The sequence below is a fragment of the Microcoleus sp. S13_C5 genome, from assembly GCF_036700845.1.
In the GTDB taxonomy this organism is placed as follows: Bacteria; Cyanobacteriota; Cyanobacteriia; order Cyanobacteriales; family Microcoleaceae; genus Microcoleus.
Map to the genome: position 1 here is coordinate 75,043 of NZ_JAUBPR010000007.1, position 26,331 is coordinate 101,373.

19 protein-coding genes are annotated in these 26,331 nt (G+C 46.3%); 14 read left to right on the forward strand and 5 right to left on the reverse strand.

Features of this window, described 5'->3' with window-relative positions:
- The first annotated feature begins 126 nt into the window (after positions 1-126).
- Positions 127-2,052, forward strand: a complete 1,926-nt coding sequence (locus QUA04_RS03780) for an alpha-amylase family glycosyl hydrolase (protein ID WP_333253909.1) — start codon at positions 127-129, stop codon at positions 2,050-2,052.
- Between the two features lie 287 nt (positions 2,053-2,339).
- On the opposite strand, the gene QUA04_RS03785 is transcribed toward QUA04_RS03780, so the two are convergent.
- Positions 2,340-3,302, reverse strand: coding sequence for a glycosyltransferase family 4 protein (locus QUA04_RS03785; protein ID WP_333253911.1), 963 nt, complete (start codon positions 3,300-3,302; stop codon positions 2,340-2,342).
- Positions 3,232-3,426: a hypothetical protein gene (locus QUA04_RS03790; protein ID WP_333253913.1), complete on the reverse strand. Its 195-nt coding sequence runs from the start codon at positions 3,424-3,426 to the stop codon at positions 3,232-3,234. Before QUA04_RS03790 ends, QUA04_RS03785 begins: the two co-directional genes overlap by 71 nt.
- Positions 3,427-3,495: 69 nt before the next feature.
- On the opposite strand from QUA04_RS03790, the gene QUA04_RS03795 reads away from it, so the two are divergent.
- The 4 genes from QUA04_RS03795 to QUA04_RS03810 all read left to right on the forward strand — a co-directional run bounded on the left by QUA04_RS03795 (position 3,496) and on the right by QUA04_RS03810 (position 7,700).
- Entirely contained in the window at positions 3,496-4,380 is an 885-nt protein-coding gene (locus tag QUA04_RS03795; protein WP_333253914.1) for an inositol monophosphatase family protein, read from the forward strand.
- Positions 4,381-4,540: 160 nt separating this feature from the next.
- Positions 4,541-5,221 (forward strand): Crp/Fnr family transcriptional regulator, encoded by a 681-nt coding sequence (locus tag QUA04_RS03800; RefSeq protein ID WP_333165702.1) that lies wholly within the window; start codon positions 4,541-4,543, stop codon positions 5,219-5,221.
- Positions 5,218-7,119 (forward strand): M61 family metallopeptidase, encoded by a 1,902-nt coding sequence (locus tag QUA04_RS03805; RefSeq protein ID WP_333253916.1) that lies wholly within the window; start codon positions 5,218-5,220, stop codon positions 7,117-7,119. The genes QUA04_RS03800 and QUA04_RS03805 overlap by 4 nt, the downstream gene beginning before the upstream one ends.
- Positions 7,120-7,226: 107 nt before the next feature.
- Complete coding sequence (locus QUA04_RS03810) at positions 7,227-7,700, forward strand: TerB family tellurite resistance protein (protein WP_333253918.1); 474 nt, start codon at positions 7,227-7,229, stop codon at positions 7,698-7,700.
- Between the two features lie 398 nt (positions 7,701-8,098).
- Here the strand turns inward: QUA04_RS03810 and QUA04_RS03815 are convergent, their stop codons facing one another.
- Both QUA04_RS03815 and QUA04_RS03820 read right to left on the reverse strand, forming a co-directional pair.
- On the reverse strand, positions 8,099-8,629 hold the full coding sequence (locus tag QUA04_RS03815; protein ID WP_333253920.1) for a peptidoglycan-binding protein: 531 nt from the start codon (positions 8,627-8,629) through the stop codon (positions 8,099-8,101).
- Between the two features lie 299 nt (positions 8,630-8,928).
- Positions 8,929-10,581, reverse strand: a complete 1,653-nt coding sequence (locus QUA04_RS03820; RefSeq protein WP_333253921.1) for an NAD(P)H-hydrate dehydratase — start codon at positions 10,579-10,581, stop codon at positions 8,929-8,931.
- Between the two features lie 114 nt (positions 10,582-10,695).
- On the opposite strand from QUA04_RS03820, the gene mnmA reads away from it, so the two are divergent.
- Positions 10,696-11,787, forward strand: a complete 1,092-nt coding sequence (mnmA, locus tag QUA04_RS03825) for a tRNA 2-thiouridine(34) synthase MnmA (RefSeq protein WP_333253923.1) — start codon at positions 10,696-10,698, stop codon at positions 11,785-11,787.
- Between the two features lie 175 nt (positions 11,788-11,962).
- Here mnmA and QUA04_RS03830 read toward each other — a convergent pair whose 3' ends face one another.
- Entirely contained in the window at positions 11,963-12,547 is a 585-nt protein-coding gene (locus QUA04_RS03830; protein ID WP_333253925.1) for a hypothetical protein, read from the reverse strand.
- A gap of 535 nt (positions 12,548-13,082) precedes the next feature.
- Here QUA04_RS03830 and QUA04_RS03835 point away from each other — a divergent pair.
- The 8 genes from QUA04_RS03835 (at position 13,083) to QUA04_RS03870 (ending at position 25,956) form a co-directional block, all read left to right on the forward strand.
- Entirely contained in the window at positions 13,083-15,056 is a 1,974-nt protein-coding gene (locus tag QUA04_RS03835) for a PP2C family protein-serine/threonine phosphatase (protein WP_333253927.1), read from the forward strand.
- Between the two features lie 77 nt (positions 15,057-15,133).
- On the forward strand, positions 15,134-15,712 hold the full coding sequence (locus QUA04_RS03840; RefSeq protein ID WP_333253929.1) for a DUF6272 family protein: 579 nt from the start codon (positions 15,134-15,136) through the stop codon (positions 15,710-15,712).
- A gap of 46 nt (positions 15,713-15,758) precedes the next feature.
- Complete coding sequence (locus QUA04_RS03845; RefSeq protein WP_333253931.1) at positions 15,759-16,103, forward strand: slr1659 superfamily regulator; 345 nt, start codon at positions 15,759-15,761, stop codon at positions 16,101-16,103.
- Positions 16,104-16,173: 70 nt separating this feature from the next.
- On the forward strand, positions 16,174-17,649 hold the full coding sequence (locus QUA04_RS03850; RefSeq protein WP_333253933.1) for an adenylate/guanylate cyclase domain-containing protein: 1,476 nt from the start codon (positions 16,174-16,176) through the stop codon (positions 17,647-17,649).
- 606 nt (positions 17,650-18,255) lie between these two features.
- On the forward strand, positions 18,256-18,390 hold the full coding sequence (locus QUA04_RS03855; RefSeq protein ID WP_333253935.1) for a helix-turn-helix transcriptional regulator: 135 nt from the start codon (positions 18,256-18,258) through the stop codon (positions 18,388-18,390).
- Positions 18,391-18,488: 98 nt separating this feature from the next.
- Positions 18,489-23,321, forward strand: coding sequence for a PAS domain S-box protein (locus QUA04_RS03860; RefSeq protein ID WP_333253937.1), 4,833 nt, complete (start codon positions 18,489-18,491; stop codon positions 23,319-23,321).
- A 165-nt stretch (positions 23,322-23,486) separates the two neighbouring features.
- Complete coding sequence (locus tag QUA04_RS03865) at positions 23,487-25,136, forward strand: ABC transporter substrate-binding protein (RefSeq protein WP_333253939.1); 1,650 nt, start codon at positions 23,487-23,489, stop codon at positions 25,134-25,136.
- Positions 25,137-25,296: 160 nt separating this feature from the next.
- Positions 25,297-25,956 carry a pentapeptide repeat-containing protein gene (locus tag QUA04_RS03870; RefSeq protein WP_333253940.1) on the forward strand — a complete coding sequence of 220 codons (660 nt, stop codon included), beginning with the start codon at positions 25,297-25,299 and terminating at the stop codon, positions 25,954-25,956.
- The last annotated feature ends 375 nt before the right edge of the window (positions 25,957-26,331 follow it).

The following is a 26,331-nucleotide window of genomic DNA, read 5'->3' on the forward strand; positions in this document are numbered from 1 at the left end:
TAAAGGAAGATTTCATTAAACGAGTAAATTCCGTATGATGCTGTAAAAGTCAGTCAGAGGGGAAAGCTATCTCCGACTCTAGCTCCGAATAACTGACCAATCTTACAATATAAAAAAATACATCTCATGACATCAGTCACTCCGAATCAAACTTCCTCTCAATACGAAGTTACAGAATCCGAAGACAAAATTGAGTCTCTGGTAGAAGAAGTTAAGCCAGAAAGCGAACTGGATTTAGAATTCCTCTACACCAGAGACATTGAATTCCGACAAGAAACAATTTATTTCATTGTAGTTGATCGCTTTTACGACGGCGACCCCGAAAATAACGAAGGCCCAAACCCAGAACTTTACGATCCAGAAGGCAAAGATTGGGGCAAATATTGGGGCGGCGACTTGCAGGGAGTTATCGACAAACTCGATTACTTAAAAGATATGGGAGTTAGCGCAGTTTGGCTGACTCCACTGTTCGAGCAAGTAGAAGCATTATTTGTCGAACAAGCTGCAATTCACGGCTACTGGACTAAAGATTTCAAGCGGCTCAATCCCCGCTTTATTGCCAAAGGCGACAATCCTTCTATCAACCAAACACAAGAAATTAAAAATACCATATTTGACAAGTTAGTAGACGAGTTACACCAGCGAAATATGAAACTCGTACTCGATATTGTCTGCAATCACAGCAACCCAGATTTTAGTGGAAAAAAAGGAGAACTATACGACGACGGCGTAAAAATAGCTGACTTTAATGACGATGAAGATAACTGGTATCACCACTACGGGGCAGTCAAAAACTGGGAAGATGAATGGCAAGTCCAAAACTGCGAACTGTCGGGTTTAGCAACTTTCAACGAAAACAATATTGCATACCGCAATTACATTAAGTCAGCAATTAAACAATGGCTGGACAGAGGAGTTGATGCTTTGCGGGTTGATACAGTCAAGCATATGCCTATTTGGTTTTGGCAGGAATTTAATGCTGACATTTTAACACACAGACCTGATGTTTTCATTTTTGGCGAATGGATTTACAGCGACCCTAGAAACGATCGTTCTGTGGAATTTGCCAACGAGTCGGGGATGACTATTTTAGATTTTGGTCTGTGCGTGGCAATTCGAGAAGTATTGGGAAAGGGTGCGGAGGCGGGATTTAAGTTAGTCCAAGATGTACTGAATTTGGATCACCGCTACTACGGGGCGACGGAGTTGATTACTTTTATTGACAACCACGATATGCCGCGGTTTCAGTCGTTGAATCCCGATCCCGAAATGCTGCAGTTGGCGATATGTTTAATTATGACGACTCGCGGCATTCCCTGCATTTATTACGGCACCGAACAGTATCTGCACGATGATACAGATGGGGGGAATGACCCCTACAACCGCCCGATGATGGACAAGTGGGATACTGATTCGCCGATTTACCGAGCTGTGCGTTTGCTGTCAGGATTACGGCGGCTGAATCCAGCTATTTCGATGGGGAGTCAGTGGCAAAAATATCTAACTGCTGATGTTTATTGTTACGTGCGCCGCTATCGCGATTCGGTGGTGTTTGTAGCGATGAATCGTGGCAATGCTGTTACAGTTAAAGAGGTTGATACTGAGCTGCCTGATGGAGAGCATACGGAGGTTTTATCGCGCCGTAAGTTTGAAGTTAAAGATGGGATGCTGTACAATTTAGAGCTGGGTGCGCGGGAAGTAATGATTTTTAGTCGCGTCGGAGAGCGAGTTAAGGCGAAAACTATTGTGCGGGCGCAGCTTAACAGCGTTAGAACTCAACCTGGTGAAAGAATTGTGGTGATTGGAGATTGTCCTGAATTGGGGAATTGGGATATTAGTAAGGGTTACCCGTTGGAGTATATCAATACTAATACTTGGTTTGGGGAAATTCCTTTTAATGAAAGTGCGGGGAAGTTGATTTCTTATAAGTATGCGCTGCTACGGGAAGGACAGTCGCCGCTGCGAGAAAATCTGGTTTGTCGCCGCTGGGTTTTAGTTTCGGAAGGGACTGTGAAATGGCGGGATAAGTGGGCGAGTGGACGGGAATCTTAATAGTTTTAATTTGTGAGTTTTGAGTGAAACATTTCTAGGTACAGAAACCGGGTTTGATGAACGAAAATACTTCCTTAAGGCTTTCGATTATGTTTTAACAACCCGGTTTATTTACTAACGACGTAAATGCTGTGAGATTTAATTAGTAACTGACACTCATAATTCATGATTTTTTAAATATGACTTGGGTAATAAATAGTTTGGCTTTTTATCTATAGCAGTAAGGTGTGCATTGTGCATCCTCCAGGCGTGAGTTATGGTGCGCCGAAGCGCACCATACACTTTTATTAAAGCGATCGCAACTTCTGGGCTAAAACATCGACATAACGTTCGCTGCTGTGCTGGTTCACAACCATTTCGTAGCCCCGCTGCGCTTGAGATTCAGCTTCTTGAGGATTTTTTAGCAAATGGACGATCGCCTCGCGCAAACCTGCGGCATCTCCCACATCTACCACTTTGGCAATATCCGGGGCCGCTAAATAATCGACCATACCTTGAGTCCGAGTAATGACGACCGGTCGCTTGCAAGCCATTGCTTCCAGTAAAGCCTGCACTCCAGCAGCATATTTATTGTCTACCAAACAAACTGCAATTACGTCTGCATCCCGGTAAAGCTGCACTAAATCTGGCCATTCGTAGAATTTGCGCGACATATTTTCTGGCATAGTATCGGGGAAAGCTTGCGATAAAGCTTTGGCATCTTTAGAAAAACCGCTAATTTTTACCTCAACATCTAAGTCAGCAGTTGCTGCTGCTAAGAGTCGGTAGTCGCGCTTTTCTAATCCGACGCTAACAACCGTTTGCCGCTTTTTCTCGGCAGAAACGGGGCCCGGTGTGAAAAACTGAGTGTCTGTCTGGTCTAGAAGCACTAAAATGCGGGATTCAGGTATAGCTAAATAACTACGGAGGAAGTCAGCTTGAGGGGTGGCGCAGGCCATGAACACATCAATTTTGTCAGCCAAACGAAATAGTTTCAGGGCGAGGTGGCCGCGTGGCAGATCGATATTGTGGAAATATACAACAATTTTCGGGCGATTCCCTACGGGATAGCTACGCTTCACGGGCGATTCGCCACACACCGCCGCCACTGGAATCCCAATGTCCTCGCCCGTACAAAATATCAAGTCGTCGCTGCTGACTTGCTGGGACAACTTGCCGGCGGCGGCCCAATGTTCGGGTTTAGAAGAAATTTTCGATCGCAGCTTGTCGCTCAACGATATCGCTTCGCCATCCGGCGTGGACGGTGGCATTTAAGCGGTCTCTGAGGGTTCGCAGGACGTGGCGGGGGCATTTGCCGAGTTGGGCGTCGCGCAATTCTGTCTGGGGCTTGTATAGCAACAGCCCAGATGGTAAAGAAACCGGGTTTCTCGGCACCGGCGCGCAAATCCTGTATGAGTCAAAAACAGTGACACGCGCCCATCGATTCAAAGGACTTAAGCTTTTATGCTGAAGTTAGTTGAAGCATTTATGTTTAACCTCATGTATATTTCTCCAGAGCAAGACCAAAAAATTCGCTACACCCTGCGCGAGAGCGGTCAAGAAGCTTACAAGCTAGCAGCCGAACCTTTTGAAGTTTCCGAGAAAGGGCCCAACGACTACGTGACAAGTATCGATCAATACCTAGACCGACAACTATCGGCCGCATTTAGCGCTTTGTTTCCTGAAGACGGCAGGATCACCGAGGAAAACGCGGCCTCCAGAACAGCTTACTGCGCCAATTACCAGCGCCTCTGGTGCATCGATCCCCTCGACGGGACTGAAGAATTTATTCGGGGAAAATTGCACTACGCTTCGATGGTGGGGCTGCTGCTTGAAGGAGAACCGGTGGCCGGCTGGCTCTACGCCCCGGCTTTTGACCAAATGTATTTTGGTGGCAAAGATTGGGGATTGTTCCAAAGTGGGGGAACCCAAGCGCCGCAGCCGATCGCGCTGTGCAAACCCCCGGCTCCGACAGCGGAAAATTGTAAAATTGTTCTCGGAGACAAAGACCAAAAAAACTACGCCCAGGCGATCGCCCACAGCATCCCCGGAGCAGAATTTTACTCACTGGGCAGCTTTGGCTTAAAAGTGATGGAAGTTATCTTCGGTAGAGCCGGTTTGTACCTGTATCTCAACGGCAGAGTTAAAGTTTGGGATACCGCCGGCCCTCTGGCTCTAGCCAAAGCAGCCGGATTGGTTTGTTGCGACTTGCAAGGTCAACCGCTGAGGTGGACGGCAGATGCGATCGAGCCGGAGACTCTGGCCCACACGCAGTCAATCGCGATCGGCTGGCCAGAATACATAGAACCTCTGTTGGGCAAAGTTCAACAGGCAGTGGCAGGCTTGTAAACCCGTTTAAGATTAAAGAATCTGCCAATTTTACGTGAACCGGGCCTCTGCACCCTTATCATCAATTAAAGGAGCAACGGATTGTTTGTGTTCCCAAACATCGATCGTTCCCTAGCTGTTGGGTGTCGCCTAATCATATTTCCCACCTCCGCGAGTTTGCATGAAGACAGAAGCTTTCAGTGAGCTATTCCCTCTATTTAAGGGTGCTAACCCAGAAACCTTGGGAGGGCTGCTATCAAATGCCGTCAAGCATGAGTATCCCCCGGGCCGAGCTGTAGTGATGGAGGATTCTTGGGGCAACGCGATTTACTTTGTCGTGTCTGGCTGGGTAAAAGTTCGGCGCTTGTCAAACGATCGAGCTGTATCAATGGCTATTTTAGGACGGGGTGCCTTCTTCGGCGAAATGGCCATTCTGGACGAATCTCCCCGATCAAATGACGTACTTGCTCTATCACCCGTGCGGCTGCTGAGCGTCACAGCTCAGCGATTTATCCAAACCCTGTTTAAAGACCCGCAATTGCACCACCGGATGCTGCAACTAATGGTGCGGCGGCTCCGCCAAACCAATCACCGCTATCAACTCCGAAACCGCCAGCCAGCGGTTAAACTAGCAAATACTTTAGTCGAGCTGGCAGAAAACTACGGTCAGAAAACTGCTGAGGGCAAAGAGATCTTCAATATTCCTTATGAAGACTTAGCTGATGTCACAGATATCACCCTAGATGAAACCAGCAAAATTATGGAAAAACTCGATAGTAAAGGTTGGATCAAAATCGATCCAGACCGCCAAACTATCCATTTGATCAACCTCAAGCACTTGATTAATTTGGCAAGTCAATGACTGATGTTACTTCTTTGGATACCTCGTCGGCTGCCGACAACCGTCAGGGGCAATTAACAGCACCGACAATTCAATATTCGGTGGCGATGCCCAATCCAGAATCCCACCTGTTTGAAGTGACTTTGCGCGTGCAAGGTTGGTCGGAGCCGGTTCTGGATTTAAAAATGCCTGTCTGGACTCCCGGTTCTTATTTGGTTCGAGAGTACGCCCGCCACCTGCAAGATTTTAGCTCGCTATCCGGCGATCGAGCTTTACCTTGGTGCAAGCTCAGCAAAAATCACTGGCAAATCGAGACAAATTCGGTGTCAGATGTCACGGTTTTCTACCGCATTTTTGCCAACGAACTGACAGTGCGAACCAATCATTTAGACTCGACTCACGGTTATTTCAATCCGGCGGCTTTGTGCTTTTTCTTGCCTGGTTTTGAGAGTAACTCCTACACCGTGACCGTTGTGCCACCGCAGCCCGAATGGCTCACCGTTACTACTTTGCCGCCTGTTTATGGGCAAAATCTTACTTTTGCTGCTGCGGATTTTGACACCCTTGTCGATAGTCCTTTTGAGATTGGCTATCACGAAGTGTACGAGTTTGAAGTGATGGGAAAACCCCACCAGCTAGTTGTTTGGGGAAAAGGGAATTTAGAACCAGAGCGGGCGATTCGAGACATCCAAAAAGTGATCGAAGTCGAGGCAAAAATGTTCGGCGGTTTGCCTTACGAACGCTATGTGTTTTTCCTGCATTTGTCCGGCTCTGGTTTTGGCGGTTTGGAGCACAAGGAGAGTTGCACTCTCAACTATCCGCGTTTTGGTTTTCGGGCTAAGGAAAAGTATGAACGCTTTATTCAGTTGGTAGCTCACGAGTTTTTTCACCTCTGGAATGTCAAGCGCATTCGACCGAAAGCTCTGGAAGTATTTGACTACGAAAAAGAAAATTACACTCCTTCTTTATGGTTCTCTGAAGGCACTACCAGTTATTACGATTTGGTTATTCCTTTTCGAGCTGGTATCTACAGCGTGAAAGGTTATTTCCAAAGTATGGCTAAGGAAATCACTCGCTTGCAGACGACTCCGGGGCGGAGCGTGCAGCCGGTCAGCGAGTCGAGCTGGGATGCTTGGATTAAACTTTATCGCCGGGATGCTAACAGCGATAATTCGCAGATTTCCTATTATTTGAAAGGGGAAGTTGTTTCGTTTTTGCTCGATTTGTTGATTCGAGCCAGACACGGCAATGAGCGATCGCTCGACGATGTGATGCGTTTGATGTGGCAGCAGTTTGGCAATGCTAATTCGCCTGAAAACGGCAATTTAAAACAGAAGTCGGGAACAGACGCCAAGCCGGCGCATCAAACATCAAACGGACAGTCAAATGCTCATTCGCTGCCAGCAGAAATAGGCTTTACTCCCGAAGAGTTGCAAAGTGCGATCGAGTCCGTCGCCGGCATCGATTTGAGCGACTTTTTCGCGCGCTATATAGACGGCACAGAAGAGTTGCCTTACAACCAATATCTGGAACCTTTCGGGCTGCAAATTTGGGTAGATGAAAGTGATCAAACACCTCGCATTGGTTGGACGTTGGGAGCCGAAAACGGACGGGAAATGGTGAAATTTGTCGAAATAGGATCTCCGGCACAATTGGCAGGAATTGATGCTGGGGACGAGTTGCTGGCGATCGAAGGTTTTCGGGTAAATTCAGAACAAGTGGGCGAGAGGCTTAAAGATTATCAAGCGGGGGACACAATAGAGGTGACAGTTTTTCACCAAGACGAACTGCGGACTTGTCGTGTGACTCTCGCGCCGCCCCGGCCTGGCCGCTACTCGATCATGCCGGTGGAACAGCCCACGGCTATTCAGAAACAAAACTTTACTGGATGGCTGGGAGTTCCTCTATCAAAATTGTGACATAAATGAAGGGGAACGGGAAAGAAAAGACCAGAAGGAATCAGGCTCAATTCCCAATTCCCAATTCCCAATCCCCAATTCCCAATTCCCAATAACCAATTTTGATTATGCAAACCCCCCCTCCTCCATCAATTACGCCCCGCCAGATGAATCTGCTGAGAATTGTTGCTTCTATGGCCTGGGCTGACGGCGAACTCGCGACAGAAGAAGTTAATTTAATGCTCGATCGCTTTTGTAGTTTGTTTGCCCCAGATACCGACGGACAACAAATGCAACAAGAACTGCGGGATTACATCATGCAAAATATCCCCCTGGACGAGTTGATCGGCCAACTAGAAACTCAAGATGAAAAAGAATTAGTCTTGCAACTCGGCTATGAAGTGATTTCATCTAGTTCTCGTACTCCCGATGAACCAAAAATTAACGCAGAAGAAGCCGCAGCTTATCAAAAATTAGTGCAGTTGCTGAATCTTTCAGAGGATGTGGTCAAGCTTATTGAAGCTGAATCATCGGCGGCAGATACTTCAGAGGGAATTGTCGAGAAGATGGCTCACAAATTAGAAAAGTTCATCAAAGGCTAGTTCGGGACTTGCGTGCGCTTGGCTTAAAAACCCGGTTGATTCCTAGATTTCTCGTTACTAAACCTGGAGTTTTTCGTAGAAACCGGGAATCAGCCCCCCATGCCTAAGTCTTGTTAGGTAAGTATCGGAATAATAATTTTTTTATGAGTGCAACTATTTACAACTAAAGCTGAAGGGAAATAGACCGGATTGTGACTCCCAATTTCCTAAGATATAGTAACAAATAAACACGGAAAAGTCGAGAATATTTTTCCTCGCCGAGAACGGTAACAGAATTTGCGATGGCCCTTCCCGCGCGCTGCCTTCCCCTTAACGATAATTAGGGACTTAGGCAAAGCCTAAATCCCTAATTGAGCTACCAATTGTTGGCGATGACTGAAAGTGAATCCAACCCGTCATTAGTGCGGTAACTTGCTGAGGGCGTGCCAAGTTCTATAGCCGACAATACCATCTTGCGGTAAAGCCTTGCTGAGTTGCAATTGTCGCACTGCTACATCTGTCATCGCCCCGAAGAATCCGTCAATCGAACCGAAATAGTATCCATTGATTTTCAAGACATTCTGAACAATTTTAACAGCATTACCAGAACTGCCCTTCATGACGATCGGCATATTCACAGGTGCACCAGAGTATAGTGCTTCCCAAGTGATAGGGCCCACAATCCCATCTTCTTTTAAAAAGACGCGGTGTTGATACCCTTTGACAGCGTTTTGAACTTGAACGCCGAAGATACCGTCAATCGGGCCGAAATAATATGCCCAATGATATAAAAGCTGTTGTAGTTCCTTAACAGCTTGACCTGTTGAACCCATTTGTAAAGTGGGTTTGTTTACTCCCGTGGTTTCAGCAAATGCAAGACTTGATTGAGCATTAGTATCGGCGACGAGAGCCATAGTTTCATTGTTCAAGCTTCTTTCTTCGGTGTACATAATGTGGTTCCTCTCAATATTTAAGTTTTGGTCTTTGATATTTCAGGTATAACTGGTGGGATTTGTGGATGCACAGTCACTTTTTGGAGTGTCACTCATGTGAGTGTCACTCGTTTGAGTTACTCGTTGGTTTGTCGTAAGGAATGCAAGTTGTAATATTTTTAGGAGGACTTCCGTTGTCAATACAAACCAAGGGGTAAGGTGCGCGGTGCACACCCTACAAAATGCCAAGGTGCGCGGTGCACACCTACCAAATACAAAGATGCGGAGTACGCGCCCTACCAACTCATGTTGATTGTTTACTCAGCAAAGTCTCGCAATGTTGGAATTAAATACTGTGTCAAAGTAAAGGCATCTACTCCTAATTCCGTCCGTTCTTTAGCAGCCATGATTCCGGCTTGAGCGTGCCACCAAGCTGCTGTTGTAGCAACTGATTTGGGAGGGGATTTGCGGGCGATCGCACTTGCTAATAGTCCCCCTAACAAGCCTGTGAGAACGTCGCCGCTGCCGCCTCTGGCGAGGGCTGGGGTGCTTTCGGGATTGAGGTAGGTGATGGTACGTGAAGCATAGCTATCCCGTAGGGAATCGCCCTCATACTTCCAACTTATGCAAACTCTGGCTCCTTTGAGCAATACCGTTGCGCCGCAAAGCTGAGCTGCTGCTTGACTTGCGGCAATTCGATCGTCGCCGATTTGCTCGGCTAATTCGGGAAATAAACGCTTGAATTCGCCTGGATGAGGCGTGATAATTGTCAGTGCTGAGCGTTCGGACAAAATCGGGACTGTGCCGAGTTGAGCGAGGATATTTAAACCGTCAGCATCTAAAACCAGAGGTCGATCGCTCTCCAGTACAGATTCTACAGCTATTGCCGCTTCCAATGTCAGACCTGGCCCTGCGGCGATCGCATCATAGGTACTCAAATCAATTGCTACTGGCAATTCGCTAATTGCACCGCTGTGGGTTTCAGGACATCCTATAACTAATGCCTCTGGCAACTGGCTGCTCAACATCGATTTAATCGACTCAGGAACAGCAATTGACAGCATTCCGATGCCGCTTGCTCTTGCTCCCAATGCTGCCAAAATTGCGGCTCCGCTGTAGCGGCGGGAACCTGCAATAATTAGTAAGTGACCGTTGGTGTATTTGTGCGAAATTGGCGATCGGGGTAACGGCAAATGCTGAGTTGCCGAGGCTTTTGTAATGCGTTGTATTGCTGGCGTTTCGCCCAATATTGCTGCAATATCTGCTGCGGGAATATCAAAATCAATTAATTCGGAACGACCGATATATTCTAACGCTCTATCTTGCAGAAATGCCATTTTCCACAAGCCCAAACATAATGTATGTTTTGCCCGGATCGCCGTCCCCAAAACTTCTCCGGTATCTGTATGAATTCCCGATGGAATGTCTATACTCAAAACGGGAATATTTAAATTATTTATTTCGTCAATAGCGGCGGCTGTGGGGTTAGTAATTTCTCGTTCTAATCCAAAGCCAAATAAACCATCTACGAGTAAATCGCAGTTTTTCAGCAGTTCTATTTTATCAACAAATGGAATATTTAAAGAACGCGCATAATCAGCGTGATTTTTTGTTAGCTCTTTGAGTTTAGAAAAGGGGCAGTAAATAACTACTTGAAATCCTTGAAAGTGCAATTCGCGGGCAACAACCAAAGCATCGCCGCCGTTGTGTCCCGGCCCAACCAATACCCCGATAACAGGCCATTGAGAATTAACAAGATTTTTCCCTTCTTCCCTTTTTCTTCTATCCGTTAAATCCCGTACACTGCTAGTTGCCGAACTTCCTTCCGCTTTCAAAAGCGCCTGAATGCGTCTAGCAATCAGTCCCGCGACTTTTTCCATTAAAGCTGCGGCTGGCATTCCAGCAGCAAAGATTCTGGTTTCTATTTGCCGCATTTGGTCGGCGGTGACAACAAATTTTTGAATAGTCATATTAGTGCTAAAATTTCAGCTAACAGCAGCAGTGGCAAGTTGTAGTATACTTGTGGTATAATAAATTAGCTCGATCGAACAAAGTAACGGTAAAATAGCAATTTCTCCCCAACCATGAACAAGATTGTTGTAGGCCTCTCCGGCGGGGTCGATAGTTCCGCAGCAGCCGCAATTTTACACCATCAGGGATATGAAGTGGTGGGTTTAACGCTGTGGTTGATGAAGGGCAAAGGTCAGTGCTGCTCTGAGGGAATGGTCGATGCCGCTAAAATTTGCGAAGATTTGGGCGTTCCCCACCACATTGTTGACAGCCGCGAGGTCTTTCAGGCAAGTATTGTCGATTATTTGGTGGAGGGTTACAGCGCAGGAGTTACGCCTTTGCCTTGTTCGCAGTGCAATAAAACTGTGAAGTTCGGCCCGATGCTCAAGTATGCTCGCGAAGAACTCGGAATTGAAAAAATCGCTACAGGCCACTACGCTCGCATTACTTACGATGCTGCTACGGGTCGCTATCAGTTGCTGCGGGCGATCGATCCTGCGAAAGATCAGTCTTATTTCTTGTATGATTTAACACAGGATTTGTTGGCGGGTACGGAGTTTCCTTTGGGGGAAATTACCAAGACAGAAACTCGCAGAATTGCGGCGGAATTTGGCTTGACAACTGCTGATAAGCCGGAAAGTCAGGATTTGTGCTTGGTGGAAAGTAACGGTTCGATGCGGGCTTTTCTGGATAAGTACATTGCGCCGCAAAAGGGTGACATTGTGGACAAGTCAGGGCGGGTGCTCGGACAGCATGACGGTGTGCACCACTACACTATCGGCCAGCGGAAGGGACTCGGGATTGCTGCACCGGAACCGCTGTACGTGATTGAACTTGATGCTGCTGGCAATCGGGTAATTGTGGGCGATCGACAGTTGGCAGTAGAATCTGAATGTACTGTCCAGAAAGTGAATTGGGTTTCTGTGGCTGCGCCGACGGCTCCGATTCGGGCTCAGGTACAGATTCGATATCGATCGCAACCCGTCCCGGCTACAATTATTCCTGTGGAATCCTCCCAAGCAGAGGAAAAAGCCGGCGGTACGAGAGTTAAGTTGATTTTTGACGAACCGCAGTTGAGCATTACCCCCGGACAAGCGGCTGTTTGGTATGACGGAGACGTACTGTTGGGCGGCGGCATCATCGAAAGAAACCAACTCCCAAATTAAAGCAAGGGGCGGGCTAGGATGAACGGCCAACAAGAAACCACCCACAAAAAAACTCTTTGTGGAACAGGCATCTTGCCTGTTTGTGATCCCCACCCACAAAAAAACTCACTCTTTGTGGAACAGGCATCTTGCCTGTTCCAAAAGGAAGTTTATTTTTGAATTCACAGGGATAAATTTACCTAGCTAACTTTTTTTCCAAACGCAAGATATTTCCCCTACCATTAGTACGGTAAACCCAAGTTTGCCTACCATCAGAAACCACAACCCGCCAACCTTCGACAATCATTTGACCGCAAATTTCATCCGCTTTCGCGAGTCCTAAACAAGTATTCGGCCAATTGTGTCCGCTCGATTCAGTTACTTTCAACTTGTCAGCAGCAATGCCAGTGGAGTCCGACAACTCTCGGCGAACTGCTGCTGCTACGGTTGCGGGCAATTGCTTCGGGGGATTTTGGCCTCTAGCCTCGGCCAAATTGCCCGGTTCGGAAATTAGAGTATTAAGTGCCAATAGCGAATAGCTGATTTTTTGGGGCACCGCTGCTGAGGAAAATTGCTGCGCGGTTTGCTGCTGTTGCCTTTCCAACTGGGCAAGGGAAGATTTGAGAGCGCCCGCGTTAGCCGCAGCAGTGTGTCTTAGCGCCGGATACATTTCCCATACCAGAATTCCTGTCAGCACCAAAGCCAAGATTACAGGATTGGGCTGCTTTTGCTCTATGTTTTTATTGTTGGGAAATTTATTTGTGGAGATTCTTTTCATCATACGCCCTCTGCCTCACTTTACACAATGCGCGATCGCTCCTGAACACTCAACTGCAGATACTTATTTAGACACTATTGCTGGTGCTATTGGTTCCTTTGTGCAGAACCTACTTGACTGCTGGTTGCTGGTGCGGCGCAAGTATTTCCTACTCGCTGGTGGCAGTTGTGTTTCAGGAAACTTGCACTACCCAGTTATTACTTAATTTTTACTTTTTGTCTCAGGGTATTAAGAAAAATTTATGCTTAAGTAAATATTCTTAAAAGCCTCTAATACTGCCCCATAATCTCAGTACAAATTACTATTCTGCGTTCCAAAACTGCTAAACGTGTTTTAGACTGTGGGAGGCTAGCTGAGCCAAGGATATCACAGGGATGCCGCAAAATTTGTTGCAACAGGACGAAAATGCCTTAGAGATTAAATCAGCTATCGCTGATTAATTATATTAGCATTGTGGTTTTCTAGAGCGATAGTCTCCGAAAATACTTGAGTAGCGATCGCTACTTTTTTAGTACAATATTGTTGAAATCTATCGATTATGAACAGAAAATCTCTGGGAATCCATTTAATGAATCGGCTGAGCTATCCTCAAAAATTTACCTTAATCGGTTTTCTATTTGCAATACCGTTAACCTTGGTCATGTACCTGCTGATTTCCGAAATTAACAGCAGGGTCGATTTTACTCAAAAAGAAATCTACGGTAATGAATACCTGCGACCGCTGCGGCATTTGAGGGAATACATACCGAAACTTCAAGTCTTAAATTATCAGCCTTTAAATACAAATTTAAGCCTACCAGATACGAAAGCAGATTTAGAAGCTAAGATGGACGCGAACTTTCAATCCCTGGTTAATACCGATATTCAACTCGGAAACCTATTAATGTCCAGGAAAAATTTTATTAAAATTTATCAAGATTGGCAAAATTTCAAAGTTCGCCGCAGCCAGTGGAGTTTAGAAACTTACGATTTTGTATATCAACGTTTAGCTACAGACATTGATAGGCTGAGTGCTCGCGTCGGCGATACTTCCAATCTGATTTCCGACCCAGATTTGGATACCTATTATTTAATAAATGCTACTTGGCGTCAGCTTCCAGAAATGGAAAAAATTTTGTCAGATATTAGGCTTGTTTCTCAAAAAATTAGCCTCAGTTCCGATGCCACACCAGAGGAAAGAGCGCAACTAATTACTCTTTCGACCAGATTGAGAGAAATCAATGATGATTTGGCAATTAATATGGAGGTAGCATTTAGCAATAATCGTCAGGGGAATCTGCGCTCGGCATTAACACAGGATTTAATAAGGTTTAACTCTTTGGTTAAGCAGCTAACTAAGCAACTAGATAAAACAATATATCAAACTGTATCTCTAAAATATTACGCCTATATCACTGGAAGCAATTTGGCTTTAAATGCAAGTTTTCAACTCGGGGACAAAACTGTAAATGAGTTAGATTTTCTTCTTCAGCACCGGATTGATGCTTTTGTTAATAGGAGAGCATTAATTTTTATTTTAGTGTTAATAATATTAGCTCTCGTTATTTATCTATTTGTGTCTTTTTACAGGGCAGTTATGCAAACTGTATTTGTTCTTGACGAAACGTCAAAAAAGATGGCAACTGGCAATTTCGACCAGAAAATTATTTTGGATAATAGAGATGAACTGGGGCAAGTTGTGGGTGCGTTTAACAAGATTGCGGATGCCTTAGTTGGTGCAAATCAAAAAATTACCGTTCTCAACGATCGCCTAAAAGCTGAAAATATGCGAATGAGCGCCGAACTAGAGGTTACTCGCAAAATTCAGCAGATGCTGCTGCCGAAAGAGCGAGAACTTAAGGAAGTTATCGGCTTAGATATTGCGGGATTTATGGAGGCTGCAGAGGAAGTAGGCGGCGACTATTACGACGTACTCCAGCACAAAGGTAGAATAAAAATTGGCATTGGCGATGTGACGGGACACGGATTGGAGAGTGGTGTTTTAATGATTATGGTTCAAACGGCAGTGCGAACTTTGCTCGCCTACAATGAACCAGACCCAGTAAGATTTTTAAGTGCTATTAACAGTGTAATTTACGATAATGTGCAGCGCATGAAATCCGACAAAAATGCTAGCCTTGCCTTGCTAGACTATGAGGAGGGGATGCTGAAGTTGAGCGGCCAGCACGAAGAAATGATTGTTGTGCGGTGTAATGGTTGTGCACAGAGGTTTGATACGATCGATTTAGGTTTCCCGATCGGGCTGGATGCAGATATTGCTGAATTTGTTGCTGAAAAAAGTGTGCAGTTGTATTCAGGAGATGTGGTAGTGCTGTACACTGACGGCATTACGGAAGCTAAAAATATGGAGAAAGGGCTTTATGGTTTAGAGAGGTTAATTCAGGTAATAGAGATGAATTGGCAGCGTTCGGCTGCCGAAATCAGGGACGCTGTAATTAAGGACGTGCGATCGCACATCGGCGAAGAAAAAGTTTTTGACGACATCACGTTGCTGGTTCTCAAACAAAAATAACTACTTGGATATCCCTTCTAAAGTTTAAAATATGTTCAGTGATGCCCCTCATCTCAAACTTTAGCTATCACATCGATATGACTCAGATTTTCGGCGATTTCATCGAGCAGCCCGCTAGCCAAGAATACTTAATAATTGGATTTTCTCCGAGTTCGGTTCCTCTCAAGCAGCGGTGGCGTAACAACGGTTTGTCGGCGGATTTTCTGGCTGACTACATGACAACTTTTTTCCCGGGCAACCAAGATGAACCCTCGACAATTGAAAGACAAGCTGAAATAAAAAGCGCTGTTAGCTACATTGCCAACGAGTTATTGGAAAATGCCATGAAGTTTAATGATGAAACCTCGGAGTACCCGATCGATATTAAACTGCAATTAGAGAGCGACGGAGTGATTTTCTCAGTTGCTAACAGCATCTCTCCGCAAGCTGTGGACAAGTTTCAGGCTTATATTCAGCAGTTGCTGACCTCCGAACCCAGCGAACTTTACATTGAGCGGCTGGAAAAAAATGCTGCTGACGACAACTGTACCAATTCTGGATTGGGTTTGTTGACCATGCTCACCGATTATACCGCCAAACTTGGCTGGAAATTCCAGACTGTGCAGCAAGACCCGGAAGTAATTGCGGTGACAACTATGGTGCAATTAACAGTATAAGCAACGCTGGCGATCGATAATATCTAAGGAAGTTTTTTTTGTGGCTATGGAAATTAATACAGAAGATTACCAGATCTGTTACGATCCAACAACGACAACAGTGAGTTTTATTGGATCTCTAAGGCTGAGCGGGCCTGCAGAGTACGCGCCGATAGCGCAGTTTCTGACGAAGGTTGCCGACTTGGAACCGACGAAAATTACCCTCAATTTGCAGCAGTTAGAATTTTTGAACAGTTCTGGCATCAATATGCTATCGAAGTTTATTATCGAGATCCGCAAAACAGCTAGGGTGCAAATGGCGGTACAAGGCTCTCAAAGCATAGCTTGGCACGGTAAATCTTTGAGGAATTTTCAGCGCCTGATGCCTGGTTTGCAGTTGGATTTTCTATAAAAACACGATTACTTTTAGGGTGCGAGATGTTAAGCAATTTTTTGTTAGTCGAGGCGCAAATTCTCGAGTTATGCTGGAAGAACAACCATCTAGAGAACAGCTACTTTTAGAGATAGAAAGATTGCGCCAGCAAGTGGAAGACTTGAAGGAGGAAAAAGCGGATCTGGAAATCTTGCTGGAAACTACTGCTGAACATTCCGATACGGTTGAAACTGAGTTACGCTCTCGCGCATTCGAGGCGGTCCGCGAAGGCGAAATCAAGCTGGCTCAATTTCTCGAAGCGATTCCCATAGGTGTGCTCGTGCTGGATTCTGAAGGCAAACCTTACTACGTAAATCACGCCGGACAGCAGTTACTCTGTCAAGGAGTTTTGTCCTTAAATTCAGTGGAGGATTTGTCAGAAAGTTATCAAATTTATATCGCGGGAACTGAGACTATTTACCCTTTCGAGAAGTTGCCGATCGTCCGAGCTTTGAGGGGCGAAAACGCGACGGCTGATGATCTGGAAATTCATCGACCAGACAAGAAAGTTCCCCTAGAGATTTGGGGAACGCCAATTTTTGACGAGGGTGGCAAAGTTGCTTTTGCGATCGCTGTTTTTCAAGATGTTACGGAACGCAAAGAAGCTGAAGCCGATCGCCATTTATTTATTAAGAAACTATTTGACCTCAACCAAAATTTAGAAAAATCCCTGGATGCCGAATCAGAGTTAACTGATGCCTACGGTAGATTTGTGCCTCACCAATTTCTAAATTTGTTGGGATATGAAAGTATTATAGATGTCCATTTAGGCGACCAAGTGCAGCAGGAAATGTCCGTGCTCTTTGCGGATATTCGCGACTTCACAACGCTTTCCGAAACTATGACTCCCCAAGAAAATTTTAAATTTATCAATGCTTACCTTTCGCGGATGGAGCCTGCCATTACTAGCAATAACGGGTTTATTGATAAATACATCGGCGATGCAATTATGGCTTTGTTTAGCGACTTTGCCGATGATGCAGTGAAAGCGGGTATTGCAATGCTAAATATCCTGAAAAATTACAACGAATACCGTCAAGGCGTCGGCTACGTCCCGATTCAAATTGGAATTGGCATCAATTCTGGTTCTTTGATGCTGGGGACAGTTGGGGGTAAAAGCCGAATGGATAGCACTGTGATTAGCGATGCTGTTAATTTAGCATCTCGCATTGAAGGATTAACCAAAGATTACGGCGTTCCTCTGCTAATTTCTCAGCAGACTTTGGAACGGTTGCGAAATCCGAACGATTATGCTATTAGGATTGTGGATAAAGTACAGGTAAAAGGAAAATCTCAATATGTCGTAGTCTATGAGGTATTTGATGCTGATCCCCCGGAAATTCTGTCGGCAAAGCTAGCAAATTTGGCTCTATATAATGAAGCTATGTTACTGTGCGAGCGCAAGGAATTCCGAGAAGCGGGAAAATTATTTGAAGAGTGTTTGCGAACAAATTCCAGCGATCATGTAGCTCGCATTTACCTGAAACGGTGTAGGGATTGGCGATCGCTACTCAAAGGCATTTAGTTGATTGTAGATTGTAGATTTTAGATTTACTCCACAGATGAATCTGGGAGATTAAAGTTTGGTCTAACATTTTGAGCGGCTTACGACTCCTGTCGGAAAGCAAGTATCCATTTTTGAGCGGAGTCATGAATCATGATTCATATCAAATCCGGTTAAATCGAAATAATATAACAGTCGCCAAGGCTGTTAGGAAAGATACTATAGATAGTCCCTCGTCTTAATAGCGTTCACTCCCCTCACGACCAAACCATACAGTTACGATCTACTATGTCACAAAGTCATCCCAGGCCATAGAGCTTTCTGCGATGAAAAAAACCGAAGCCTGTCCCGTGTTTAAAATCAGCCACAGCACGATCGACAATCGAGCTTTTGGGTACAAGTCAGAGACTTTCAAGAAAAGCCGAATTGTCCCCGGTAATGGACACGCGTTGGTAAGCTGAAGCCTCTATATGTTCAAGCCGCGACAACTAAAACCTATCTTGAGAGAGATGATTGACCTCCAGGGCCTATCAAAAGTGTAAAATATAAACAGCTTTATACCTGTTACTTCTGAGGGTTCTCAAAATAGAACGGCTTAGGGCGCAAAAACCAGCGATCGGTAATTTGGTGCGAGAACGGTGGCCAGGGCTGAACCTGTCTCAGAAAAAGTTGGCGGATGAATTAAGGATGACCTTTCCCACGATTAATCGTTGGGAAAATGGACACGCTACGCCTTCTCGCTTGGCACTCAAGCAAATTTAGATATGGCTGGATGAGTTAGGTAATTCGTCAGATGCAACGCTTCGCGAATGCAGTAAGGCGCTGCGAGCAAGATATTTTTCGGATAAGGAGTACAAAGGGTGAGTGTAGAGGAAATCAACAGCATTTTCAGAGATGTTCGACTACTTCCCTATGGTGTCGCGACCCTCTCCGTGGCTCTGGCACTGGCGCTAACCCGATCGCTTTTACCGTGGCTCTACCCAACCACGACGCCGCTGTTTTTCATCGCGGTGATGGTGAGTGCGTGGTATGGCAGTTTCGGGGCTGGGTTTCTGGCAACAATTTTATCCACGCTGGCAATCAACTATTTTTTTATTGAGCCGTTCTATTCCTTACAGATAGTTAATGTAGAGACAATTTTTCGGCTGGGTATGTTTTTGATCGCGACAGGATTGATCGCTTCATTCAATCTATCATGGCGCACTGCTATAAAAAACGCGAAAGCAGCCTTGCAAACTTTACAGGAGGCAATGGAACTAGAACAAAAGGTCCAGGGCGAAGCAGCACAAGCTGCGGCGACGGAGGCAAAAGAACAGCTAGAAACGGTACTTTCTAGCATCAACGATGGGTGTTACATCCTCGCTCGCGATTGGCGCTACACCTATGCCAACGATCGCTACTGTGAAATGGTTGGAATGCCGCGGTCAGCGATTCTGGGTCAGAACGTTTGGGAGCTATTTCCGGCTGCTGTTGACACCGATACTTACGTGCAGTTTCATCGGGCAATGCGCGCACAAACGCTGCTCCAGTTTGATTATCTCTACTCACCTGGAAAGAGTTGGCATGACTATCGAATTTACCCTTCGCCCCGTGGACTGACCGTTTTAATTGCTGACATTACCGATCGCAAACAGGCGGAACTCCTCCTAATCGAGCAGAAACGACTGCTGGAGTCGATCGCATTCGGGCAGCCACTCGACGACTGTCTGGCAGCCGTGTGTGACTCACTATCAAGGCTGAATCCGGGTACCCGCGCGGGCTTCGTGCTAGCGGATGCTCAGCGGCTGACTTTTAAGAGATCCATTACTCCAGACTTTCCACCGTCTTTTGGTGAAGGACTCCAAGATGCTCCGATTAACGATTTGTGCATTGGAACCTGCGGCGAAGCAGTGTATAGCGGTCAGCCCGTGACCTGCGCCGACATTGCCAAGGACGATCGCTGGTCGCAAGCATGGCGAAATTTATGCGTGGCTCATGGCATTCTAGCCTGTCATTCTCAGCCCGTGTTCATGCAGGACAATCTACCTCTGGGGTCGCTGATGCTTTGCTTTAGCGAGGCGCGGAGGCCGACGGATTGGGAACATAAACTCGCGGAGTTCGGCACCCAAGTTGCCAGCATCGCCTTCGAGCGCGATCGATCGTTCCAGGCGTTGCGTGAGAGCGAAGAACAGCTCCGACTGGCTTCCGAAGGCGGCAATTTGGGTTTGTGGTATTGGGATATAGAAACTGACACGCTGAGTTTTACGGACATAGCCAAAGCGATGTTTGGTTTACCCGTGGATACGGCAATGTCGGTGCAGGTGTTTTTAGAAGCGGTGCATCACGACGATCGCCCATTCGTTCACACCGTCCTCAGTGAGATCAAAGCGAATCAACCGCATACTGAAATAGAATATCGGACGCTTTGGGCAGATGGCACCGTTCGTTGGATTTTGGCAAAGGGTGATTGCGCCTACAACTCTGAGGGCATAATTATTTCGACGCGCGGCGTATTAATCGACATCAGCGATCGCAAACAAGCCGAAGAAGCGTTGCGTCAAAGCGAAGAGCAGAGTCGGAACATTCTGGAGAGTATTGATGATGGATTCTTTGCCCTTGATGAGAATTGGCGTTTCACTTACGTGAATCGGTCAGCGGAAATTCTGCTAGATTGCACTCCGGGCAATCTGATTGGGAAGAATTTTTGGGAAGAATTCCCAGGACTCGAGGGCAGCGAGTTTGAGCGGGTTCATCGGCGCGTGGCAAACGAGCGCGTGGCTTTTTCAGTGACGGCGTTTTATCCGGATCACGATCGGTGGTATGACGTTCGCACCTACCCTGCCGCGAACGGGATTACCATTTATTTCCGAAATGTTACCGATCGAAAACTTGCTGAGGAGGTATTGCAACAACGAGAAACAGAACTTCGTTTAGTTACCAATGCCGTGCCTGCCTTGATCTCCTTTGTAGACTCAGACCAACGCTACCGCTTCCACAATCGAGCATATGAAGAATGGTTTGGACATCCGGCAGCGCAAATCTATGGCAAGCACCTTCAAGAGGTTTTAGGCGAAACTGCCTATGAAGGGATTCGTCCTTATGTTGAGCAAGTCTTGGCAGGACAGGAAGTAACCTTTGAAACCCAAGTTACCTACAAAGATGGTGAAACCCGTTATATCAATGCGGCCTATGTTCCCCGCTTCAATAGCCAGGGAAAAGTTGAAGGGTTTGTAACACTGGTCAACGATATCACCGATCGCAAACAAGCCGAAGCCACACTACGGGAGAGTGAGGCACGGTTCCGGCTGATGGCAGATGCCGCCCCTGTGCTGATTTGGATGTCGGGCACCGATAAACTCTGTAATTACTTCAACCTCCCGTGGCTAAACTTTACGGGACGGACGATCGAGCAAGAAAGGGGCAATGGTTGGGCAGAAGGAGTCCACCCCGACGACCTCGATCAATGTTTAGAAACGTATGTGACTGCCTTTGATGCCCGTCAACCGTTCAAGATGGAATATCGCTTGAAACGCTGTGATGGCATATACCGTTGGGTTATGGATGAAGGTGTTCCTCGCTACGGATTGGAAGGTGAGTTCTTGGGCTACATCGGCTCCTGTGTTGATATTGAAGACCACAAACAAGCTGAGGAAGCCCTGGGCGAGAGTGAATCCCGCCTCCGTCTGATCATTGAAAGCGCCAAAGATTATGCCATCTTCACCCTCGACCTTAACGGCACCGTTGCCAGTTGGAACTCAGGGGCAGAAAGGTTGTTGGGCTATACCGAGACAGAAGTAATTGGTTGCTCGATTCGGATGATCTTCACACCCGAAGATAACGAACAAGGACAAGCCGAGTACGAGAGGCAAACGGCTCTACTGCAAGGACGGGCCGAAGACGAACGCTGGCACGTCCGCAAAGATGGGAATCGCTTTTGGGCCAGTGGATTGATGATGCCCCTGCTTAATGAGGCGGATTGTCCGCAGGGATTTGTCAAAATCATGCAGGACAAGACCCCACAACGGCAAGCAAGTGAGCGACTGCAATTGCTGTATGAAACTACCCGCGATCTGATGCAGACAGAAAAGCCTCTGGCTTTGATGGACACGCTATTCGGCAAACTTGCAGCGCAACTCGATCTGCACTCTTACTACAACTTCATGGTGGAAGAAAAAGACAACCGCCGGATGTTGCATTTGAGAAACTACGATGGCATCTCTGAAGAAACAGCGCAGGCGAGCGCATGGATCGAATTAGGGGAATATCTCTGTGGACTGGTTGCCCAAACGCAGCAGCAACTTGTCTTGAATCAAGCCGAACTCTCCACTCATCCGAATGGTAAAGCCGCCAGTGAAATGGGCATCACGGCTTACGCGGGTCAACCGTTAATCGCTCAAGGGCAGTTATTAGGAACGCTCTCATTTGCCAGTCTGACTCGGACGCACTTTACGCCTGCAGAAATCGATCTGCTGGGATCTATCTGTGACCAGATCGCGATCGCTCTGGAACGGGCAAACCTGAACGCTTCACTCCAGCAGCAAGCGGAACAGCTAAGACAGGCAAATCGCATCAAGGATGAGTTTTTAGCTGTACTGTCCCATGAATTGCGATCGCCCCTCAATCCCATTTTGGGGTGGACAAAGCTGCTGCAAACTGGCAAGCTGGATGCTGCGAAAACTGCACAGGCGTTAGCAACGATCGAACGCAATGCCAAGCTGCAAAGTGAACTGATTGAAGATTTGCTTGATGTCTCGAAAATTCTCCAAGGCAAGCTCAGTCTTAATATTCGTCCAGTCGATTTAGCTTTAACTGTGGAATCGGCGATCGAAACTGTCAATTTGGCGGCAGTTGCCAAATCCATTGATATTCGGACTGTGTTAGATCCTCAGATCGGACAAATTTTGGGGGATTCGGGCCGTTTGCAGCAGATTGTCTGGAATCTTGTTTCCAATGCGGTCAAATTCACTTCAGCCGGCGGGCGCGTTGAGGTGAATTTGACTCGTGTTGGCAATCACGCTCAAATTACGGTGGCGGATACAGGGATGGGCATCGCACGGGAGTTTTTACCCTACGTGTTTGACCACTTCCGGCAAAAAGATGGTGCGACAACCCGCAAGTTTGGTGGCTTGGGATTGGGGCTGGCGATCGTGCGGCATCTAGTCGAACTGCACGGTGGCACCGTTGGGGCAGATAGCCGCGGTGAAGGGTTAGGAGCTACCTTTACCGTAAGACTGCCTCTATCACCGAAGGTAAGACACGAAAACTCTCTTGCAGGACTTTCGGAACGATCGACTGCGGATGAACCGTTATCCGGGATGCGGATACTTGTGGTAGATGATGAGCCGGATATGCGAGAGTTGATTTCCTTTTTGCTAGAAGATGCAGGTGCAGAGGTACTGACTGTTGCTGTTCCTCAAGAAGCCCTCACAGCGTTGACTAATTTTCAGCCAGATGTCCTGTTGAGCGACATTGGAATGCCGGGGATGGATGGCTATATGCTGTTGCGGCAAGTGCGAGCTCTGCCGCCAGAACGGGGTGGGTTGATTCCCGCGATCGCCCTGACTGCCTATGCGGGCGAGTTTAATCAACAGCAAGCTTTGCAAGCTGGATTTCACCGACATCTGGCAAAGCCGATCGAACCGGATAAATTAATTAAGACGATCGCCGCACTTCTTAGCAATAACAGTCATCGCCCAGCAAGCTATAAAAATTGAGCCGAAGGATCTCAAACCGAGCGAACATCACCCAGCTTTTAAGTTGCTCTGGTTAGGCAGCGATATTTGTATTACAGGAGAATCTATCAATAAATCCGGTTTCTAGTCTAACAGTGCGTAAGTCCTGATAATATAATCAGTAATTTGGAGTGTCAGAAAAAGACGATGGGAATCAACAAGCAGCAGCCTAGAATACATATAAAACCTTCAGTGATTAAAGCGATAGCTCTGTTCTTTCTGTGCTGCTTGTTAACTGCAAGTTGTGGACAGGGATCACGTCGATCGGTGAATGCGAGCGGCGAAAATGCTAATAACCGGATTACTATTGGCACAACCTTAAAATTGCGGACGATCGACCCTGCGGACGGTTACGAAACCTTATCAGGACAATTGCTGCGAAATTTGGGCGACACTCTCTACACTTACAAGTCGGGAACTACAGAGTTAATCCCCCACTTAGCGACAGCAATGCCAAAAGTTAGCCAAGACGGATTGACATATACAATCCCCTTGCGTCAAGGCGTTATTTTTCACGACGACACACCGTTTAACGCCGCCGCAATGGAATTTTCCTTGCAGCGGTTTATCAAAAATGGTGGCAGTCCGGCTATGTTGTTGAGCGATGCAGTAGAATCGGTAAAAGCCACGGGCGAATACGAATTAACTTTTCAACTCAAAAAGCCTTTTTCTGCTTTTCCTTCCCTGTTGACATTTTCCGGTATGTGTGCTGTTTCTCCGAAAGCATACGAGATTGGACAGGGTAAATTTAAACCCGATACGTTTGTGGGAACTGGACGTTACAAGCTGGCGAAGTACGGCAGCGATTCTCTCAAGTTTGACGTGTTTGACAAGTATTGGGGGGAAAAGCCCGTTAATCAAGGAATTGACATTTTGCTGCTTTCTAGTTCCTCAAATTTGTTCAATACTTTTCAGACTGGTGCCGTTGATGTGGCTTATTTGTCTCTGGATGCAGATCAAGTTCAAAGCTTGGACCAGGGAGCAAAAAAAGGGAAATGGCAGGAAATCGCGGGGGAAAGCAGTACGGTTAATTACATAACGCTGAATACCAAGTCTAAACCGTTGGACAAGTTAGAAGTCAGACAGGCTATCGCAGCAGTGATGGATCGCCCGGTGATTAACGAGCGCGTACTGCGGGGACAAGCACAACCGCTTTACAGTCTGATACCCACAAACTTCGACGTTCAAAAACCAATTTTTAAAGAACTCTACGGTGATGCCAACACGACAAAGGCTAAGGAACTTTTAACGAAAGCGGGATACTCGGCCACCAATCCTTTCGTTCTGCCAATTTGGTATGCTTCGGCTTCCACAAAACGAGCTTTAGTGCTGAGCATGATGGAGGCGCAAGCTAAACTCAAAATGGACGGGATAATGAAGGTAGAAATTAACAGCGTGGAATCTCCGACTTTGTTTCAAAACATAGAGAAGGGAATTTATCCTGCGGTTTTAGTGGATTGGTCTGCCGACTTTTTTGACGCTGACAATTACATTCACCCGTTTTTAGATTGTGCGACAGGTTCCGAGGCTGAGGGCTGCTCCAAGGGTCAAAGTCAAGGTCAGGGTTCGTTTTATTATAGCGATCGGGTAAATCAACTGATCGACAAGCAGCGCAAAGAAACAAATCCTGAAACCCGCAAAGCCATATTTGCCGAAATTCAAGACATACTGGGTAAAGATGTACCTTTCATCCCTCTTTGGCAGGATAAGGACTATACATTTGCTCAGAACAGCATCACCGGCGTCCGTCTCGAACCGACGCAATCTTTTCCTTTTTGGTTCCTGAAAAAGCAATAATTCTTTACAAGAATTTCCAGGAGGTGAAACGTCAATAATTATTGCATATTTTGTGCACAACAGGGTGATGATTGTCACAGTTTATCAAAGAGACTGATCACCCAACCCTCTTTAATAATGTGGCATATTATTAGAGAGAGATATTGCTGAGGGTGGGTATATGAAACTTGGAATTTTAACAACAACAGGGCTGCTGATTGCGATCGGTTGTGCCTCGGGAGTAAAGGCAGAAAACGTATCACACGTCAAGCAATTATTAGAAACTAAAAATTGTAGCCGATGTGACTTGACAGGAGCGCAGCTTGCTGGTATAAATTTGACTGGCGCAGATTTGAGTGGTGCGAATCTGAGCGGTGCAAATTTGAACGGTGCAAATTTGAACGAAGCCAAACTGAATGAAGCAAATCTGAAACAAGCTAAATTGCAAGGTGCGAGTTTAATTGGGGCTAAAATGCACGGGGCTAATTTGGAGGATGCTGATTTGAGCCGCGCTAATCTGAGTCTGGCGGGTTTAGTGATTGCCACTTTGAAAAATACCAACCTCACCAGCGCTAATTTAATCGGTGCAAATTTAGAAAGTGCCAATTTGGCAGGTGCGAACCTGAGAAATGCTCGCCAGTCTATAGCGAATTTATCTAACGTCAGCCTCAGAGGTGGCAGTTTGTCGGGAATAGACGTACAGGGAGTCAACTTGCGGGATGCAAATTTGACCAATGCAAATTTGAACGGTGCGAATTTGAACGGTTCAGACTTGACAGGTGCTAATTTAAAGAATGCCAATATGGCAAATGTAGATTTGAAAAACGCTTCTTTGCCGTAGGATGATCGCCAATTGCTATATCAAATTCTGGTGCTTAAAAAGCTTAATATAATAAGGTAGGGGCAATTGTGAAATTGCCCCTACAGTTTTAATTGTAGGATTTATCTTGTTTCCGGTCGCTGCCTAGGTCAATCGATTTGAGATTTGAGATTAAAGAATGGAAGCATTGACCCCACGGATAAATTCGGGGGCTTATTATCGGATACAGGTTTTTTATTTCTGGACGGATGAATCCGGGGGCTTGTATCCTGAATGCTTTCGGTCAATCGATTTTAGATTTTAGATTTTAGATTAAAGAATTAAAGAATGGAAGCATTGACCCCACGGATAAATTCGGGGGCTTATTATCGGATACAGGTTTTTTATTTCTGGACG

Excerpts from the sequence above, each read along its gene's own strand:
- QUA04_RS03795 (WP_333253914.1), top strand. The coding sequence starts at position 3,496 with ATGCTGAAGTTAGTTGAAGCATTTATGTTTAACCTCATGTATATTTCT.
- QUA04_RS03815 (WP_333253920.1), bottom strand. The coding sequence starts at position 8,629 with ATGTACACCGAAGAAAGAAGCTTGAACAATGAAACTATGGCTCTCGTC.
- mnmA (WP_333253923.1), top strand. The coding sequence starts at position 10,696 with ATGAACAAGATTGTTGTAGGCCTCTCCGGCGGGGTCGATAGTTCCGCA.
- QUA04_RS03780 (WP_333253909.1), top strand. The coding sequence starts at position 127 with ATGACATCAGTCACTCCGAATCAAACTTCCTCTCAATACGAAGTTACA.
- QUA04_RS03835 (WP_333253927.1), top strand. The coding sequence starts at position 13,083 with ATGAACAGAAAATCTCTGGGAATCCATTTAATGAATCGGCTGAGCTAT.
- QUA04_RS03850 (WP_333253933.1), top strand. The coding sequence starts at position 16,174 with ATGCTGGAAGAACAACCATCTAGAGAACAGCTACTTTTAGAGATAGAA.
- QUA04_RS03820 (WP_333253921.1), bottom strand. The coding sequence starts at position 10,581 with ATGACTATTCAAAAATTTGTTGTCACCGCCGACCAAATGCGGCAAATA.
- QUA04_RS03800 (WP_333165702.1), top strand. The coding sequence starts at position 4,541 with ATGAAGACAGAAGCTTTCAGTGAGCTATTCCCTCTATTTAAGGGTGCT.
- QUA04_RS03845 (WP_333253931.1), top strand. The coding sequence starts at position 15,759 with ATGGAAATTAATACAGAAGATTACCAGATCTGTTACGATCCAACAACG.
- QUA04_RS03805 (WP_333253916.1), top strand. The coding sequence starts at position 5,218 with ATGACTGATGTTACTTCTTTGGATACCTCGTCGGCTGCCGACAACCGT.
- QUA04_RS03810 (WP_333253918.1), top strand. The coding sequence starts at position 7,227 with ATGCAAACCCCCCCTCCTCCATCAATTACGCCCCGCCAGATGAATCTG.
- QUA04_RS03840 (WP_333253929.1), top strand. The coding sequence starts at position 15,134 with ATGACTCAGATTTTCGGCGATTTCATCGAGCAGCCCGCTAGCCAAGAA.
- QUA04_RS03865 (WP_333253939.1), top strand. The coding sequence starts at position 23,487 with ATGGGAATCAACAAGCAGCAGCCTAGAATACATATAAAACCTTCAGTG.
- QUA04_RS03785 (WP_333253911.1), bottom strand. The coding sequence starts at position 3,302 with ATGCCACCGTCCACGCCGGATGGCGAAGCGATATCGTTGAGCGACAAG.
- QUA04_RS03830 (WP_333253925.1), bottom strand. The coding sequence starts at position 12,547 with ATGATGAAAAGAATCTCCACAAATAAATTTCCCAACAATAAAAACATA.
- QUA04_RS03870 (WP_333253940.1), top strand. The coding sequence starts at position 25,297 with ATGAAACTTGGAATTTTAACAACAACAGGGCTGCTGATTGCGATCGGT.